Annotated in this window: 16 protein-coding genes and 2 pseudogenes; 12 read left to right on the plus strand and 6 right to left on the minus strand. The window is 59.4% G+C overall.

Annotated features, from left to right (window positions below; all coding sequences use genetic code 11):
• Positions 1 to 116 precede the first annotated feature (116 nt).
• Together ACXPVS_RS26130 and mmsB are read left to right on the plus strand one after the other, a co-directional pair.
• Complete coding sequence (locus ACXPVS_RS26130) at positions 117 to 1,643, plus strand: CoA-acylating methylmalonate-semialdehyde dehydrogenase (RefSeq protein WP_458512475.1); 1,527 nt, start codon at positions 117 to 119, stop codon at positions 1,641 to 1,643.
• A gap of 10 nt (positions 1,644 to 1,653) precedes the next feature.
• Positions 1,654 to 2,541: a 3-hydroxyisobutyrate dehydrogenase gene (gene mmsB / locus ACXPVS_RS26135; protein ID WP_458512476.1), complete on the plus strand. Its 888-nt coding sequence runs from the start codon at positions 1,654 to 1,656 to the stop codon at positions 2,539 to 2,541.
• Positions 2,542 to 2,588: 47 nt separating this feature from the next.
• Here the strand turns inward: mmsB and ACXPVS_RS26140 are convergent, their stop codons facing one another.
• On the minus strand, positions 2,589 to 2,933 hold the full coding sequence (locus tag ACXPVS_RS26140) for a cupin domain-containing protein (RefSeq protein WP_007946320.1): 345 nt from the start codon (positions 2,931 to 2,933) through the stop codon (positions 2,589 to 2,591).
• Between the two features lie 389 nt (positions 2,934 to 3,322).
• On the opposite strand from ACXPVS_RS26140, the gene ACXPVS_RS26145 reads away from it, so the two are divergent.
• From ACXPVS_RS26145 to ACXPVS_RS26175, 7 genes are all read left to right on the plus strand, one after another.
• On the plus strand, positions 3,323 to 3,913 hold the full coding sequence (locus ACXPVS_RS26145; RefSeq protein ID WP_458512477.1) for an NAD(P)H-dependent oxidoreductase: 591 nt from the start codon (positions 3,323 to 3,325) through the stop codon (positions 3,911 to 3,913).
• 57 nt (positions 3,914 to 3,970) lie between these two features.
• Positions 3,971 to 4,882, plus strand: coding sequence for a LysR substrate-binding domain-containing protein (locus tag ACXPVS_RS26150; protein WP_458512478.1), 912 nt, complete (start codon positions 3,971 to 3,973; stop codon positions 4,880 to 4,882).
• Positions 4,883 to 5,121: 239 nt separating this feature from the next.
• A complete protein-coding gene (locus tag ACXPVS_RS26155; protein WP_458512479.1) occupies positions 5,122 to 6,567 on the plus strand; it encodes a SulP family inorganic anion transporter in 1,446 nt (481 codons plus the stop codon).
• 186 nt (positions 6,568 to 6,753) lie between these two features.
• A complete protein-coding gene (locus tag ACXPVS_RS26160; protein WP_458512480.1) occupies positions 6,754 to 8,103 on the plus strand; it encodes a GntP family permease in 1,350 nt (449 codons plus the stop codon).
• A 15-nt stretch (positions 8,104 to 8,118) separates the two neighbouring features.
• Positions 8,119 to 8,979, plus strand: coding sequence for a MurR/RpiR family transcriptional regulator (locus tag ACXPVS_RS26165; RefSeq protein WP_458512481.1), 861 nt, complete (start codon positions 8,119 to 8,121; stop codon positions 8,977 to 8,979).
• Between the two features lies 1 nt (position 8,980).
• Positions 8,981 to 10,438, plus strand: a complete 1,458-nt coding sequence (locus ACXPVS_RS26170; RefSeq protein WP_458512482.1) for an N-acyl-D-amino-acid deacylase family protein — start codon at positions 8,981 to 8,983, stop codon at positions 10,436 to 10,438.
• A gap of 120 nt (positions 10,439 to 10,558) precedes the next feature.
• Positions 10,559 to 10,927: a glyoxalase superfamily protein gene (locus ACXPVS_RS26175; protein ID WP_458512483.1), complete on the plus strand. Its 369-nt coding sequence runs from the start codon at positions 10,559 to 10,561 to the stop codon at positions 10,925 to 10,927.
• Between the two features lie 60 nt (positions 10,928 to 10,987).
• Here ACXPVS_RS26175 and ACXPVS_RS26180 read toward each other — a convergent pair whose 3' ends face one another.
• Together ACXPVS_RS26180 and ACXPVS_RS26185 are read right to left on the minus strand one after the other, a co-directional pair.
• On the minus strand, positions 10,988 to 11,851 hold the full coding sequence (locus ACXPVS_RS26180) for a methyl-accepting chemotaxis protein (RefSeq protein WP_458512489.1): 864 nt from the start codon (positions 11,849 to 11,851) through the stop codon (positions 10,988 to 10,990).
• Positions 11,846 to 12,907, minus strand: a pseudogene (locus tag ACXPVS_RS26185) (methyl-accepting chemotaxis protein); the annotation flags it as partial. The gene ACXPVS_RS26180 and the pseudogene ACXPVS_RS26185, both read right to left, overlap by 6 nt.
• 260 nt (positions 12,908 to 13,167) lie before the next feature.
• On the opposite strand from ACXPVS_RS26185, the gene pmrG reads away from it, so the two are divergent.
• Together pmrG and ACXPVS_RS26195 are read left to right on the plus strand one after the other, a co-directional pair.
• Positions 13,168 to 13,839: a lipopolysaccharide core heptose(II)-phosphate phosphatase PmrG gene (gene pmrG, locus ACXPVS_RS26190; protein WP_458512484.1), complete on the plus strand. Its 672-nt coding sequence runs from the start codon at positions 13,168 to 13,170 to the stop codon at positions 13,837 to 13,839.
• Between the two features lie 26 nt (positions 13,840 to 13,865).
• Entirely contained in the window at positions 13,866 to 14,723 is an 858-nt protein-coding gene (locus ACXPVS_RS26195) for a phosphatase PAP2 family protein (protein WP_458512485.1), read from the plus strand.
• Positions 14,724 to 14,759: 36 nt separating this feature from the next.
• Here the strand turns inward: ACXPVS_RS26195 and ACXPVS_RS26200 are convergent, their stop codons facing one another.
• From ACXPVS_RS26200 to ACXPVS_RS26210, 3 genes and pseudogenes are all read right to left on the minus strand, one after another.
• Entirely contained in the window at positions 14,760 to 15,347 is a 588-nt protein-coding gene (locus tag ACXPVS_RS26200; protein WP_458512486.1) for a GNAT family N-acetyltransferase, read from the minus strand.
• A 212-nt stretch (positions 15,348 to 15,559) separates the two neighbouring features.
• Positions 15,560 to 15,808, minus strand: a pseudogene (locus ACXPVS_RS26205) (DUF2252 family protein); the annotation flags it as partial.
• Positions 15,809 to 16,002: 194 nt separating this feature from the next.
• Positions 16,003 to 16,926: a hypothetical protein gene (locus ACXPVS_RS26210; protein ID WP_458512487.1), complete on the minus strand. Its 924-nt coding sequence runs from the start codon at positions 16,924 to 16,926 to the stop codon at positions 16,003 to 16,005.
• Between ACXPVS_RS26210 and ACXPVS_RS26215 the strand changes: the two genes are divergently transcribed.
• Entirely contained in the window at positions 16,925 to 17,089 is a 165-nt protein-coding gene (locus ACXPVS_RS26215; protein WP_458512488.1) for a hypothetical protein, read from the plus strand. The two genes, ACXPVS_RS26210 and ACXPVS_RS26215, sit on opposite strands and share 2 nt — an antisense overlap.
• Positions 17,090 to 17,325 lie beyond the last annotated feature (236 nt).

A 17,325-nucleotide genomic window follows, 5' to 3' on the forward strand; every position in this document is an offset into this window, starting at 1 on the left:
TACTCCAAAAACAGTCCGACAACCAATTCGCGACACACGTCTCATCTCAAGGCGAGATTCTCGCCTTGGCTCCCTAGATAGCTCTCTAAATAAGAACAACGTCCTGGAGACCCAACATGAACGCATCGCTCACGCCAAACGAAACCACTGTCCAAACGGTAAAGCTGTTGATCGACGGCGAGTGGGTCGAGTCCCAAACCACCGAGTGGCACGACATCGTCAACCCGGCGACCCAGCAAGTGCTGGCGAAAGTGCCGTTCGCAACCGCACAGGAAGTGGACGCCGCGATCTGCGCCGCTCATCGGGCCTTCCAGACCTGGAAGCTGACGCCGATCGGCGCGCGGATGCGCATCATGCTCAAGCTCCAGGCGTTGATTCGCGAACACTCCAAGCGCATTGCCGTGGTACTCAGCAACGAGCAAGGCAAAACCATCGCCGACGCTGAAGGCGATATCTTTCGCGGACTGGAAGTGGTCGAGCACGCCTGCTCCATCGGCAGCCTGCAAATGGGCGAGTTCGCCGAGAACGTTGCTGGCGGCGTCGATACCTACACCCTGCGTCAACCTATCGGCGTTTGCGCCGGCATCACTCCGTTCAACTTCCCGGCGATGATCCCGCTGTGGATGTTCCCGATGGCCATCGCCTGCGGCAACACCTTCGTGCTCAAACCGTCCGAACAGGACCCGATGTCGACCATGCTGCTGGTGGAACTGGCGATCGAGGCCGGTGTTCCGGCGGGCGTGCTCAATGTCGTTCATGGCGGTAAAGACGTGGTGGATGCACTCTGCACCCACAAGGACATCAAGGCGGTTTCCTTCGTCGGTTCGACCGCCGTTGGCACTCACGTCTACGACCTGGCCGGTAAACACGGCAAGCGCGTGCAGTCGATGATGGGCGCGAAGAACCACGCCGTTGTCCTGCCTGATGCCAACCGCCAACAAGCGCTCAATGCGCTGGTGGGTGCCGGTTTCGGTGCGGCCGGGCAACGCTGCATGGCCACATCCGTCGTGGTGTTGGTGGGCGCAGCCAAACAATGGTTGCCTGACTTGAAGGCACTGGCGCAGAAACTCAAAGTGAATGCCGGCAGCGAGCCGGGCACTGACGTTGGTCCGGTGATTTCCAAGCGTGCCAAGGCGCGGATTCTGGATCTGATCGAGAGCGGCATCAAAGAAGGCGCCAAGCTTGAACTGGACGGTCGCGATATCACGGTTCCAGGTTTCGAGAAGGGCAACTTTGTCGGTCCGACCCTGTTTTCCGGCGTAACCCCCGAGATGCAGATATACACCCAGGAAATCTTCGGTCCGGTGCTGGTGGTGCTGGAAGTCGATACCCTCGATGAGGCCATCGCACTGGTCAACGCCAACCCGTTCGGTAACGGTACTGGCCTGTTCACTCAGAGCGGGGCGGCGGCGCGTAAATTCCAGACGGAAATCGACGTTGGCCAGGTCGGCATCAACATCCCGATTCCGGTGCCAGTCCCGTTCTTCAGCTTTACCGGTTCGCGCGGGTCCAAGCTCGGCGACCTCGGTCCGTATGGCAAGCAAGTGGTGCAGTTCTACACTCAGACCAAGACTGTCACCAGTCGCTGGTTCGATGACGACAGCGTCAACGACGGTGTGAACACCACCATCAACTTGCGTTAAGGAACCGGACATGAAAATCGCTTTTATCGGTCTCGGCAACATGGGCGCGCCAATGGCGCGCAACCTGATCAAGGCTGGCCATGCACTGCGGCTGGTCGACCTGAACAAAACCGTTCTGGCAGAGCTGGAGCAATTGGGCGGCAGCATCAGCGCTTCTGCACGTGAGGCGGCTCAAGGCGCAGAACTGGTGATCACCATGCTGCCAGCCGCGGTGCATGTGCGCAGCGTGTGGCTGGGTGAAGACGGCGTACTGGCGGGTATCGGCAAGGGCGTGCCGGCAGTCGATTGCAGCACTATCGATCCGCAGACGGCGCGTGATGTTGCCGCGGAGGCGGCCAAGCACGGCGTGGCCATGGCGGATGCGCCGGTCTCCGGTGGTACTGGCGGTGCGACAGCCGGGACCCTGACCTTTATGGTCGGCGCCACGCCTGAACTGTTCGCCACCCTGCAACCGGTGCTGGCGCAGATGGGCCGCAACATCGTCCATTGCGGCGAAGTCGGCACCGGGCAAATCGCCAAGATCTGCAACAACCTGCTGCTGGCGATCTCCATGGTCGGTGTCAGTGAAGCCATGGCGCTGGGTGATGCGCTCGGGATCGACACGACGGTGTTGGCCGGAATCATCAACAGTTCCACCGGTCGTTGCTGGAGTTCGGAGATGTACAACCCGTGGCCGGGCATCGTCGAAACAGCGCCGGCGTCGCGCGGCTATACCGGCGGTTTCGGTGCCGAACTGATGCTCAAGGATCTGGGGCTGGCCACTGAGGCTGCACGTCAGGCGCACCAACCGGTGGTGCTCGGCGCGGTGGCCCAGCAGTTGTATCAGGCGATGAGCCAGCGTGGGGAAGGTGGCAAGGACTTCTCGGCGATCATCAATAGCTATCGCAAACCCCAATAAGGGGTTTTCCGGGAACCCGCGTCGGGCGGGTTCCCGGTTTTTTTGCATCAGGCAAACACGAAATACTTGCGCACGGTTTCAACCACTTCCCACGTGCCTTTCATGCCCGGCTCAATGACAAAAATATCACCGGCGCGCAGATGGATCGGCTCCTTTCCCTCTGGGGTGATGATGCAGTACCCCTCGCGGAAATCGCAGTATTCCCACTTCACGTATTCCACATACCATTTGCCCGGCGTGCAGATCCACGTGCCCATGATTTTGCTGCCGTCTTCGCTGGTGTAAGCGTTGAGGTTGACGGTGTGCGGGTCGCCTTCGAGTTTTTCCCATTTGCAGGCATCGAGCACCGGCAGTGGGTGGGTATCGCGAAGAACGGTAATAGGTGCGGTCATGTGGACTCCGGGGCAGTGGACTAGAGAACTGAAGTCGCACCCTATAGCGCCCATCCACTGGTCAGTTGTCTGTGCTCGACATTGAGCTGTCCAGAAACGCGCATTGCCCTCAAAGACTGTTCAGCGGGCAATCGCTCCGGCGCTGTTCGAGGCGGGCCTCGAACTCGACCAATTGCGAGTGTTGCTGCGCGCGCACTGCCGACTGTGCGTAACGCTCGAGGCAACCGGGTTCGGCGCGGCTCGTTCCCATATAATCGCTGAAAATATGGCAACAATCGCCTGTGGATTCGTGCGTATTGGTCAAATGAGTTTTGTGAATTCAGCGCTTATTCCGCGCGAGGCAGATCGGTATTCTGCCGCCATCGAATTCCAACCTTCCGAGACCTCCCATGAAAAAAGTTCTGCTGCTCAATGGCGGCAAAAAATTTGCCCACTCCGATGGCCGCTACAACACCACCCTGCATGAAGCCGCGCTGAGCGTGCTGGATCGCGGCGGCGTCGACGTGAAAGCCACCTTTATCGACGAGGGTTACCACGTCGCCGAAGAAGTTGCCAAATTCCTATGGGCCGACGTGATCATTTATCAGATGCCTGGCTGGTGGATGGGCGCGCCCTGGACCGTCAAGAAGTACATCGACGAAGTCTTCACCGAAGGCCATGGCAGCCTGTACGGCAGCGACGGCCGCACGCGCTCCGACTTGTCGCAAAAGTACGGCAGCGGTGGCTTGTTGCAGGGCAAGCAATACATGTTGTCGCTGACCTGGAACGCGCCGCAGCAAGCCTTCGACGATCCGACCGACTTCTTCGAAGCCAAGGGCGTTGACGCGGTGTACTTTCCGTTCCACAAGGCCAACACCTTCCTCGGCATGACCGGCCTGCCGACGTTCCTGTGCGTTGATGTGATGAAACGTCCGAATGTCGAAGCCGATGTCGCGCGCTATGAGCAGCATTTGAGCGAGGTGTTCGGCCTGCCGGCTTGAGGTTCCTTTTGCCCCGCATCCAGCTACTATCAAGCCAGTTTTGAATGAGGGGCATCCGTGAAAGCCAGGTCCGATGAGTTGCAGATTTTCGTCTGCGTGATTGAGTGCGGATCGATTTCCGCTGCGGCCGAACAGGTCGGGCAAACGCCCTCAGCGGTCAGCCGCACGTTGTCGCGGTTGGAGGCGAAACTCGATACCACGCTGATCAACCGCACGACGCGACGCATGGACCTGACCGAAGAGGGCAAGTATTTCTTCGAGCACGCCAAGCTGATTCTCGATCAAATGGATGAGCTTGAAGAGCGCCTGACCTCTCGCCAGCAAACCCCGTCCGGGCGTCTGCGGATCAACGCCGCATCGCCGTTCATGCTGCACGCGATCGTGCCGTACATCGATGAGTTCCGCCGGCTTTATCCGGACATCCAGCTGGAACTCAACAGCAATGACCTGATCATCGATTTGCTCGAGCAAAGCACCGACATCGCCATTCGCATCGGCATGCTGGCCGACTCGACGTTGCATGCCCGTTCGTTGGGGTGCAGCCCGCTGCACATCGTCGCCAGCCCTGCCTATCTTGAAAAACACGGTGTACCGGTGGAAGTGGCGGACTTGTCCGGGCACACGCTGCTGGGCTTTACCCAGAATGAAGGCCTCAACCAATGGCCGCTGCGTTACGTTCACGGTGATCGCTGGCCGATTCACGCGTCGATCAGCGCGTCCAGCGGCGAGACGCTCAGGCATCTGGCGCTGGAAGGTCAGGGCATTGCCTGTCTGTCGCACTTTATGATGATTGATGACATCCGCGCCGGACGTTTGCAGGTACTGCTGGCGGATTTTAACAGCGGTTATCGCCAGCCGATCAACGCGGTGTACTACCGAAACTCGCAACTCGCCCTACGGATTCAGTGCTTTCTGGACTTCATCCAGGGCAAATTGGCGGCTTATGCGACTGCGGACTTCAAGGGTTGATTCGTGACCCTGCGCAAGAGTGAATTGGGCAACGCTGTCTGTGCCACCGGTCGGGTCCAGACGGGTCACAGGCCAATGACTTGAGTGCTCTGGGTATCACACCGGTGCGTTCTACTTTGTTGAAAGCGCTAAAGTGTCGTTCATCGACATGACCACAGCGATTGTCCAATCGCTGGCCGGGCCGCTCTCAATTCCGTAACATCCGCTCCCTCTTTTTTCGCCTGTATTCTAGGTTAGCCATGAAACCCAAACATCTGCGCGCCGATACCCTGGCCGGACTCACCACGTCTTTCGCCCTGCTACCCGAATGCATCGCCTTCGCGCTGGTTGCTCACCTCAATCCATTGATGGGGCTTTACGGCGCTTTCATCATTTGCACGTTGACCGCGCTTTTCGGTGGGCGGCCGGGCATGGTGTCCGGCGCTGCGGGGTCGATGGCCGTGGTGATCGTCGCGCTGGTGGTGCAGCACGGTGTGCAGTACTTGCTGGCCACCGTGCTGTTGGGTGGGTTAATCATGCTCGCGTTCGGGTTGCTGAAACTGGGCAAGCTGGTGCGCATGGTGCCGCACCCGGTGATGCTCGGCTTCGTCAACGGCCTGGCGATCATCATTGCCTTGGCGCAGATGGAACACTTCAAGAGCGGTGACGACTGGCTCAGCGGCACGCCGCTGTACCTGATGGCAGGCCTGGTTGCCGTGACGATGGCCATCGTTTACTTGCTGCCGCGTCTGACGCGCGCCGTGCCACCGGCGCTGGTGGCGATTCTGGGTGTTGGGCTGGCGGTTTATCTGCTCGGTCTGCCGACCCGCACCTTGGGCGACATGGCGCACATCGCCGGCGGTTTGCCGACGTTTGCCCTGCCAGACATTCCCTGGAGCCTGGAAACCCTGCGCATTATCGCGCCCTACGCGATATTGATGGCGTTGGTTGGCTTGCTGGAAACCCTGCTGACCCTGAACCTCACTGACGAGATCACCGAGAGCCGTGGTTACCCGGATCGTGAGTGTGTGGCGCTGGGCGCGGCCAATATGGTCTCTGGTGTGTTTGGCGGGATGGGTGGCTGCGCCATGATCGGGCAGACGGTGATCAACCTCAGTTCCGGCGGTCGCGGTCGGCTGTCTGGTGTGGTGGCCGGGGTGATGATTTTGCTGTTCATCCTCTTCCTTTCGCCGCTGATCGAGCGCATCCCGCTGGCCGCATTGGTCGGGGTGATGTTCGTGGTGTCGCAGCAGACATTCGCCTGGGCCTCGCTTCGGGTGTTGAACAAAGTGCCGCTGAACGATTTTTTGGTGATCATCGCGGTAACGGTCATTACGGTGTTCACCGATCTGGCCACCGCGGTGCTCTGCGGGATCATCATTGCGGCGCTCAACTTTGCCTGGCAGCAGGCCCGCGAACTCTATGCCGACAGTCATCTTGAAGTGGACGGCAGCAAGCACTACCACCTACACGGCACGTTGTTCTTCGCCTCGACTACGCCTTTTCTCAATCAGTTCGACCCCGCCAACGACCCACCCGTCGTCACGATTGATTGTCGCCACCTGAGCTTCGTCGACTACTCGGCGATAGCCGCGCTAAAAACGCTGCGAGAACGCTACACCAAGGCCGGCAAGCACCTGCGCGTGCTGCACTTGTCCGAACGCTGCAAGAAATTGCTCAAGCGCGCTCGCGTAAATCACGACTAACGCCTGTCCCTGCAGGTGTGATGAAAATCCACCTGCCTGATTTTCATGACCTACGACCTCCCATACCTCTGCACGACATCTCTTACCCCTCCACGAAAATTACTTTCGCCTCGTTTGAAAATCACACCTCGAAATGTTTTATGAGTTTCACAACCCATTCGACGTGACCCTTTCGAGGAGTACCGCATGACACCTTCTTTCGGCTATTGGCTGCTGGTTTACGCTGCCATCGCCATCATCGCGCTGATCGTTCTGATCGCCCGTTACCGACTCAATCCGTTCATTGTCATCACCTTGGTGTCCATCGGCCTGGGGCTGCTGGCGGGGATGCCGCCGTCGGGCGTGGTGGGGGCGTACGAGGCGGGCGTCGGCAAGACGCTGGGCCATATCGCGTTGGTGGTCGCACTGGGCACGATGCTCGGCAAAATGATGGCCGAGTCCGGCGGTGCCGAGCAGATGGCGCGAACGTTGATCGACCGCTTCGGTGAGAAAAATGCCCATTGGGCGATGGTTTGTATCGCGTTCCTTGTCGGACTGCCGCTGTTCTTCGAAGTCGGTTTTGTACTGCTGGTGCCGATCGCATTTACCGTGGCGCGGCGCGTGGGCGTGTCGATTCTGATGGTCGGTTTACCGATGGTGGCCGGGCTCTCGGTGGTCCATGCATTGGTGCCGCCACACCCGGCGGCGATGCTGGCGGTGCAGGCCTATCAGGCCTCGGTGGGGCAGACCTTGTTTTACGCGATCCTGATCGGGATTCCGACCGCGATCATCGCCGGTCCCTTGTACGCCAAGTTCATCGTGCCGCGCATTCAACTGCCGGAAGATAACCCGCTGGAGCGTCAGTTCCTTGAGCGTGAACCGCGCGACCGCCTGCCGGGTTTCGGCATCACCATGGCGACTATTCTGCTGCCGGTGGTGTTGATGCTGATCGGCGGCTGGGCCAATCTGATTTCCACGCCGGGCAGCGGTTTCAATCAGTTTCTGTTGTTCATCGGCAATTCGGTGATCGCCTTGCTGCTGGCGACCTTGCTGAGCTTCTGGACGCTTGGCCTGGCCCAAGGCTTCAACCGCGAATCAATCCTCAAATTCACCAACGAATGCCTGGCACCGACTGCCAGCATCACGTTGCTGGTGGGCGCGGGCGGTGGCTTGAACCGGATTCTGGTGGACGCTGGCGTCACCGACCAGATCGTCAGCCTGGCCCAGGTATTCCACCTGTCGCCGCTGTTGATGGGCTGGCTGTTTGCGGCGTTGATGCGCATCGCCACCGGTTCTGCCACGGTCGCCATGAGCACCGCGTCGGGGATTGTCGCGCCTGTGGCCATTGGTCTGGGTTATCCCCATCCAGAGCTGTTGGTGCTGGCGACAGGCGCGGGGTCGGTTATCTTTTCCCACGTCAATGACGGTGGCTTCTGGTTGATCAAGGAATACTTCAACATGACCGTCGCCCAAACTTTCAAGACCTGGACAGTGCTCGAAACCATTATCTCGGTGGTCGCCTTCGGCCTGACCGTGGGTCTTTCTTATCTGCTTTAGCCGGAGCCGCCTGCCATGGACATCCTCTACCAGATCCGCGTCCGTCAGGATTCCTTCAGCGCGGGTGAAGGCCGCATCGCTCGGCTGATGCTCGACGACGTAGGATTTGCCTCCGCCGCCAGTCTCGATGAACTGGCGCATAGGGCGGAAGTCAGCACCGCCACGCTCTCGCGTTTTGCTCGTACGGTCGGCTGCCGCGACTTGCGCGATCTGCGCCTGCAACTGGCTCAAGCCAGCGGTGTCGGCAGTCGCTTTTTGGACCCTGCGAGTGCGCCCGAGCAATCGGCGTTTTATGGGCAGATCGTTGGCGATATCGAGTCGACCCTGCGCCAGCATCTGTCGGCGTTCGATGAGTCGCGTTTCGCCGATGCGGTGAAGCTGCTGGGCAAGGCGCGGATGATTCACGCCTTTGGCATGGGCGGTTGCTCGACGTTGTGCAGTGATGAACTGCAAGTGCGGCTGGTGCGGTTCGGCTACCCGATTGCGGTGTGCCACGACCCGGTGATGATGCGCCTGACGGCCGCCAGCCTCGATGCCGAACGTGCCGTCATTGCCTGTTCGCTGACCGGCATCACCCCCGAATTGCTCGAGGCCGTTGAGCTGGCGCGCAGTTACGGCGCACGAATCCTCGCCATCACCCGCGCCGACTCGCCGCTGGCGCAATTGGCTGATGTGCTGTTGCCGCTGCAAGGCGTCGAGACCTCGTTCATCTACAAACCTACGGCGGCACGCTACGGCATGTTGCTCGCCATCGACGTGCTTGCCACCGAGTTGGCGCTGGCCAATCCTGAAGACAATCAAGAGCGTTTGCGGCGGATCAAACTCGCCCTCGACGATTATCGCGGCGGCGATGATCACTTGCCGCTGGGAGACTGACATGATGTACGACACGCTGATTCGCAACGCCCTGATCATCGATGGCAGCAACGCCCCCGGTTATCCTGCCGATGTGGCAATTCTGAACGGCCGCATCGAGCGTATCGGCGACTTGCACGATGCCTGCGCCACCGAAGAAATTGACGCCGCCGGCCGCGTGTTGGCGCCAGGTTTCATCGACGTGCACACCCACGACGATACCGTGGTGATCCGCCAGCCGCAGATGCTGCCCAAGCTCAGCCAGGGCGTGACCACCGTGATTGTCGGCAACTGCGGGATCAGCGCTTCACCGGTGAGTTTGCGCGGCGATCCTCCCGACCCGATGAACCTGCTCGGCACCGCAGCAGCGTTCGTTTATCCGAGGTTCAGCGACTACCGCGCAGCCGTCGAAGCGGCGCACACCACGCTGAACGTGGCCGCACTGGTTGGTCACACGGCACTGCGCAGCAACCACCTCGACGACCTGTTTCGAGCCGCTACGCCCAATGAAATCACTGCGATGCGCGAGCAACTGCACGACAGTCTTGAGGCTGGTGCGTTGGGCCTGTCCACGGGGCTTGCCTACGCCAGCGCCTTCTCGGCGTCCACCGATGAAGTGATGCAACTGACCGAAGAGCTGACCGCGTTCGGCGCGGTTTACACGACGCATTTACGCAGTGAATTCGAGCCTGTGCTGGAGGCCATGGATGAGGCGTTCCAGATCGGTCGTCATGCGAAAATACCGGTGATCATTTCCCACCTCAAATGTGCCGGCGCCGGTAATTGGGGTCGCAGTCCGCAACTACTCGCGTCCCTCGAACACGCGGCGAAAACCCACCCGGTGGGCTGCGACTGTTATCCCTATGCCGCGAGTTCTTCGACGCTGGACCTCAAACAAGTCACCGACGCTCATCGCATCACCATTACCTGGTCAACGCCGCACCCTGAAGTGGGCGGCCGTGACCTGATGGACATCGCCGCCGAGTGGGGCGTGCCGCTGCTTGACGTCGCTCGACGCCTGCAACCGGCCGGCGCCGTGTACTACGGAATGGACGAGGCGGATGTACGAAGAATCCTCGCGCATCCGCTGTCGATGGTCGGCTCTGACGGATTGCCGGAAGACCCGTTCCCGCATCCGCGTTTGTGGGGCGCATTCCCTCGCGTGCTCGGACATTTCAGTCGCGATGTAGGGCTGTTTCCGCTGCACACCGCCGTGCACAAGATGACCGGGTTGTCGGCGGCGCGATTTGGCTTGAAGGAACGTGGCGAAATCCGTGAAGGACATTGGGCGGATCTGGTGTTGTTTGATCCTGTGACGATTCGCGATGTGGCAGATTTCAATGATCCGCAACGAGCAGCGGAAGGTATCGATGGGGTTTGGGTCAACGGTGTCTTGAGTTACCGCGACGGGCAGGCGAACGGCAGAAGGGAGGGGCGGTTTCTGGCGCGGCAAGGGGACTTGCGTGACGGATTCCAGTAAACATTCCGAGTGCTGCGTCACAGCGATGGCACATTGAGACTAAAGAAAGCCATCCCCAAGCCGAAGCGCTGACATCTCGCCCAGCTACACTCTGGGCCTTATCAGTCTGGGAGCAACGCCATGAGCTTCGGCAAAACCACCCCGATCCTGCGGATTTTTGATGAAATCAAGGCCGTGGAGTTCTACGTCGACTTCCTGGGATTCAAGATCGACTGGCAGCATCGTTTCGAACCCAACTTTCCGTTGTACCTGCAAGTCTCCCGTGGTGAGTGCGTGCTGCATCTGTCCGAACATCACGGCGACAGCACACCGGGTTCGGCGTTGCGGATCGAGACCGATGAACTGGAGGCATTTCAGCAACAATTGCGGGCCAAGGAATATAAATTCGCACACCCACAGATCCAGGCCATGCCGTGGGGCAGCCAGGACCTGACCGTGACCGACCCGTTCGGGAATCGGTTGGTGTTTACCAATGCGATTTGCGTGTAAGGCCGTTCGGCAGCCCTGATGATCGTCCCCACGCGGGCGCGTGGGACCGATCAGGTGTGATTACACCCGAAAGTGGCTGACCATCATCTGCAACTGATTGCCCAGCCGCGCCAGTTCAACACTGGCTGCAGCCGTTTCATCGCTGGCGGCGGCGGTCTGTTCGGACACGTCGCGCACGTTGATGATGCTGCGGCTGATCTCTTCGGCCACGGCGCTTTGCTGCTCGGCGGCGGCGGCGATCTGCTGGTTCATCGACTGGATGTTGGACACTGTGCGGGTGATATTTTCCAGTGACACGCCAGCCTTGCGAGTCAGCGCGACGCTGCTGTCGGTCAGCGTCCGGCTGTTGTTCATCACCGCCGACACGTGTTGAGTGCCGTTCTGCAGACCGGCCACCAGGCCTTCGATCTCTTCGGTGGACTTCTGTGTGCGCTGAGCCAGGCCACGGACTTCGTCGGCAACCACGGCAAAGCCTCGACCGGCTTCACCGGCACGGGCCGCTTCGATGGCGGCGTTGAGTGCCAGCAGGTTGGTCTGTTCGGCCACGGCTTTGATCACGTCCATGACGCTGCCGATTTTGTCACTTTCCCGTTGCAGCACGCTCATGGCTTCGGTGGAACGCGCCACTTCGGTGGCCAGACGTTCGATCTGGGCGATGGCTTCGTTCACCACCTTGTCGCCTTCGCGGGCTTCGCCGTCAGCAGCGGCCGCCGCTTGGGAGGCTTCTTCGGCGTTGCGCGCGACTTCTTGCACGGTGGCAGTCATCTCGTGCATGGCCGTGGCCACTTGATCGGTTTCGATCTTCTGGCTGTTAACCCCGGCGCTGGTTTGCTCGGTCACGGCGGATAGCTCTTCGGCAGCGCTGGCGATCTGGGTGACGCCGTCGCGGATGCCGCTGATCAAATCGCGCAGGGTCACACCCATGCGAGCGATGCCTTGTTGCAACACGCCCAGTTCGTCGCGGCGAGTCACTTTGACGTCCTGGGACAGGTCGCCGCTGGCGATGCGTTCAACCACGGCCAAAGTGTCGCGCAGCGGTCCGGTAATCTGGCGGGTGATGATCACGGCCGCAACGATGCCCACTAGCAACGCCAGCAAGGTGCTGATCAACTGCAGCGTGCGAGCCTGGGCGCTTTCGACGTCACGGCGGTCGAGCTGGATCTGATACAGCTGGTCGCTCGACGTCACGATGGCGGCGCCCTGTTCGGTCATTTCCTTGCGCGCCTGCACCGCCTCGCTGTTCGCCGCTTTATAAGCCTGCAAGGCGCTGCGGTAGTGGGTCAGTGCGGTTTCCAGTTGACGCAGCGCGTCTTGCTGAGTGTCGGCGAAATACACATTTAAGGGTTTAAGGCTGGCGATCGCCCCGTCCAGCTGGCTGACGGCTTTTTGCTCAGTCTCGGCGTTGGTGGTCGCGGTGTAGCCGCGGACTTCGTAGCGGGCTAACAAGAAGGCTTCCCTGGCCTCCGTAATGGCCTGGAATTGTTCGAAGCGCTGGTCGCTCAGAGGCATCTGCTGCACGCGGGTGTTGATGGCGTTGATCAGCGTGTTCGCGGCGTCGGCATTGGCGCCCATGGCGTCGCGCGCGCTATTACCGGTGCGGTAGGCGCTGCGCATTTTATTCAGGGATGTCTTGTAAGCGTCGATGACGGCGCCCTGTTCTTTGAGCAGTTTGAGGCTTTCCGAACTCTTGAATTTCACCAGCAGCGCTTGTTGCTGAGCGGAAAACGCTTCAAGCGTGGTCTGGACGTTCTGTGCGGCGGTTTCGTCGCCGTTGGTCAGCATGTATTGCAAGCGAACCACACGCAGCTTGGTCAGGCCGGCATTGAGTTGAGTGATGTCGCTCATCCAGTTGCTGCGGTCAATCAATCCACCCAGGCTCATCCAGCCGGTCAGGGCGAGGACGCAGGTCAGGGCCAGGACCAGGCCGAACCCCAAGCCCAGCTTCATGTTTACGCTGATATTGCCGAACCAGTCATTCATCAAAAATCCTCCAGTAACGTTGTGCTTCTAGATCGTCGGTTGGCTGGAAGATTGTTGTTTTTGGTAGCCAGCAAGATGTGTAGCAGGACTGTATCGGCCGTCATTGCGAGAGCTGAATGGTTTTTGTAGGCCCGGCGTGTAACAAGACCTTTGGGCATTCTTAAGCTTTTTTTCACATGAGTTTCACCGGCTGCCGACGCCAGCCTCTCTAACCTCGCGTCAACGAATGACAGTGATGCGTGCCGGCGAGGCGGTTTGATGTGGAATTGAGACTGAGTCTGTTCGGGATAAAACGCTCGATTGATCTGGGGCGTTTTGCCCGCTATCGCAATGCGGCTGTCGTGCTCGCCTCGGCGTTGTTGGTGATCCCGCTCACGATGTGGCTGTTGCAGCCGAGCGCGGTACCGGACCTGGCCCACGGCAACGTGGCCGGTGCCCGGGCGTTGGCGGCCGATTGGGCCAAAGGCAACGTGATCGTGCTGGTGCGTCACGTCGAGCGCTGCGATCACTCCAACGCCGCCTGTCTGAACAGCAAGGATGGCATTACCGATCGCTCTCGCAGCGTCGCGGTGGATGTGGGTGCGCAGTTCGAACAACTGGGGCTGAACAAGGCTGATATCTACAACAGCCCCCTCACCCGCACAGCGCAGACCGCTGGCTATATGTTCAACAAGGTCGGGGTCGGTGAAGAATGGCTGATCAATTGCAAGGGCACCATGCTGCGTGACACTTTGGCGCACAAGGTTGCCGGGCGAAACCTGATTTTGGTGACCCACAGCGAATGCATGTCGCAACTGGAGAAAGACCTCAAGTTGCCGGCCTCTACGCTGGGGTATGGCGCCTCTTTGTTTATCTCGGCCGAAACGCCTCAAGCACCCCGCATGCTCGGTTTCATCGAAGCCTCGGACTGGCGCTTGGTGACCGCCGAATGAATTCACTTTCTGGATCAGGACACACGATGCTGACGTCTTCCCGTTATCGCTTTTATTGGGTGAATTTTGGCATTCCGCTGGCCTGTGCGGCCGTGGTTTTCCTGCTGTTCGACCTGACCAAAATCGACATTGCTTTCAGTGATCTTTTTTATGATCCGGTCACGCAGACGTTTCCGCTGGACCATGTCCACCTGTTCGAAAAGATCACCCATAAATGGGCACGGATCATCCCGAACTGGACCGGAGAGTTAGCAATCGTCGGCGCCTTGCTGTCGTTTCTCTGGCCGCGCCTGAAGGCCGAAAAGCATCCGAAAATCATCGCATTCCTGGAAAAAATCAAAGTCGCGCCAGTGCTTAGGTTCGCGAGCAAGCACCGTCGGGACTTTCTCTACGTGGTGTTCGCGTTCTCCATCAGCACCGGCGTGATCCACTACCTCAAGGGCCACACCAGCGTGTACTGCCCGATCGAAACGACCCAGTACGCGGGGAAAATCGAGCATAAAGAGTGGTATCAGAATTTCGACCTGCTGAAAGTCGCGGGTGATGGGCGCTGCTGGCCAGGCGGACATGCTTCGGGCGGTTTCACCATGCTGGCGTTGTACTTCGTGGCGCGTCGTTACCGCTGGCGCTATTCCAAAGCGGTGATGTACGGCTCGCTGCTGCTCGGTTTCGTCTACGGCACGACGCGAGTTCTGCAGGGCTGGCACTACATGTCCCACACCCTCTGGGCCGGGATTTTCGTATGGCTGGCGTGTTTGCTGACAGCGCTGGCGTTCTATGGGCGAGCGCGGCTGGAGCAACCGGTGCTCCAACAGGCTGCGGGCGCCATCGCTGAACCGCTCATTGATTTACCAAATAGAAAGGCAGACGGCCGACCCGCGTAACCTTCAGCCCTTTCAAGGGGCCGAGCAAACGAAGTATTACGCGAGACGTCTGGACCAGCGTTGTTCCGGTGCTTCAAAGCGATCATTGATCAACGCCGTCAACACATGATCCTGCCAGCGCCCGGCGATACTCAGGTAGGCCTTGGCATAGCCCTCACGTTCAAATCCAAGGCGCTCCAGCAGCCGCGCACTGCGTTCATTGCCAGGGATGTAATTGGCCATGATCCGGTGCAGCTGCTGCTCATCGAACATGTAGCCGATCCCCGCTTCCAGGGCTTCCTGCATCAAGCCCAGGCCCTGATGAGATTCGTCGATGTGGTAACCGAGATAGCACGCCTGAAACGCCCCGCGCGTGATGCCGCTGAAGTTGCAGGCGCCGATCATCTGGCCGCTGCCCGGATCCAGCAACGCGAAATGCACCGCCAGACCGGCCTGGAAAGCGCTGGCTTGCACCTCAAGGCGCGGGCGGATGCGTTCAGGGCTGTGGTAATCGACGGGGCGAATCGGCGACCACCGGGCGAGATGTTTCAGATTGCGCCGGTAGAAGTCGCTTTCCAGCGTCGCCTGTTCAGGGTCGAGCACCGCCAGCGTCAAGCGTTTACAAGGCAGGGACAATAGTGGCATAGGGCGCTCCGGTTCACGGGGATCGTCGCGCAAGCATTGCGTGGCCAGCGGGGAAATACAACAAAACAACAGGCAAAAAAAAGCCCGCGGGAGGGCGGGCAAACCGTAGTTTCTTGAATGAGCGAGCGCAATGTACCCGTTGGTGGAAGATCAAGGGGTGAAGAAAAATTCATGTCGATGAGTGCCCGCCGCTTCACGCGCTTGAGACACGCCTACGGCAAATGATCCGCCGCAAAGTCCGCTTCCGAGCGCGCCCGCAAACGGCCCTTGCGGCAGGCCTGCTGGAATTGTTCGAAGTCGCGCTCATTCTGCCCGGTGTAGCTTTGCGCATATTTGAACAGCGCGTCGGCCAGCGCATCGCTCTTGCCGATGTAGCCGCTGATATGTGCGGCATTCCCGGATGATTTGGCATGGGCGCGGGCTAACGCGCGGCCACAAACGCGTCCGTAGGCGGCGAAGGTGCGAACTGCGGGAGCCGTTCTTGCTAGCATCCTTGCCTCGCTTCAAGCGGTCTTTGAGGGTGGTTATGTGGGCGCGTTTGGTCTGTGTTTGAGGCATATGCGAACTGAGTGTAGAAGGGCATCGGGTCTTCATCCGAAGTGTTTGGGCTTTGACCGTGGGAACGAACGGGAGCCACTTCGCCAACGAGCATCCTTCAATATTCAGTTACCTCAAATGCCCTCAAAACCCACCCAGCCTCACCAGGCATCAAGGTGTACTGAACCTGCCGAATTTTCCCCGTCCTGTCCGCATCGGCATCCGAGCTGTCATAAACCGGGAACCGTTGCACCAACGCATTTTCCACCACCGCAAACTCATCCTCGCCCTGGTAGCCCACCGCTGTTTTCGGGTTCTCGCTGACAGGTGCTAGATAAATCTCGCTCAGCGACTTCTTGTGGTTGGCAGCGTAAGCAATGAGCTCGCCCGGCATCCCGCGTTCCGGTGACCTGATGAAGACGTAAAGCTCTGGAGAGCCATTGCGATCAAGGTCGGCGACTTCTGCTCGGACGATGGTGCCGGTAATCGGGCGTACGATCTCTGAGTTATCGATTTCCAGACCTTGGGGTGCAATGCGCAGAGCACGATTTCCATCGACTGACACGCTCGTCACGTGAAAGCCAATGCCCTGTAATTCAAGTGTCTGGTCGAACGGCTGGTTGCTATCTGTCGCATCATCCGAGCTCAGGTTTAATGAAAGGCTGTAGTTGGCCACTTCATCGCGTCGAGCGGCGTTGCGCATCAGGTATACCTGAACCGTATATTCGCCATCGGCGGGCAATGGTCCCAGAAAGTGATTGCCCATGATCGATCCGTTAAACAACGCGTAGTCCGCACTTTTCGCGGTGATGTTGAAGTAGGCAGAGGCGCTGGAAGACTTGAAGTCCACGGTCATCATTTGGCCGGCCTTGGCGTTTAGAAGGTACTGAACGGTGAGCGGGCCTTTGATGGAGCGGGCGAACCTGACGGTCTCAGCGCCCTTTTTGAAGGTGACCTGCTCGACACGAGGAGCAATCTCGGTGGCGGCGTGTACAGACACAGAAACCATGGCGGCCAGAACGGCTGCGATCCATACGTTCATGTTGATCTTCCTGAGTGAATGGTTGCTCAAGCGATTGCAGGTAAACCCGCAACATCAGGGTGTCATCGTTGGGGGCGGGGTGCCAGCCGAGTTGTTTCTCGAGACCGTGGCGACGCTGGGCAGGGTGCCGATGGGTGTCTGGATACCTTCGATGAGCCAATGAGGTGAGACGAAGCTGGGTGGACCTCGATGGTGATGAGGGCTTGGCGCATGGGCCTCTCCGTGGGCGGTCGCAACGACCGTGGTGGCTGGGCCGTATCCGCTCCATGAACCCCACATTCCAAGCGAATAGCTGAAGCCTGATGCTTTGCTCCCGATTTCCTTCAGGAGCCAGCACCATGATGCGACCCGACGCCAAAGTCGAGAAAGTCTACCTCTATCCCAAGCCCGTGGACTTCA

The sequence above is a fragment of the Pseudomonas sp. Ma2-10 genome (assembly GCF_054330215.1).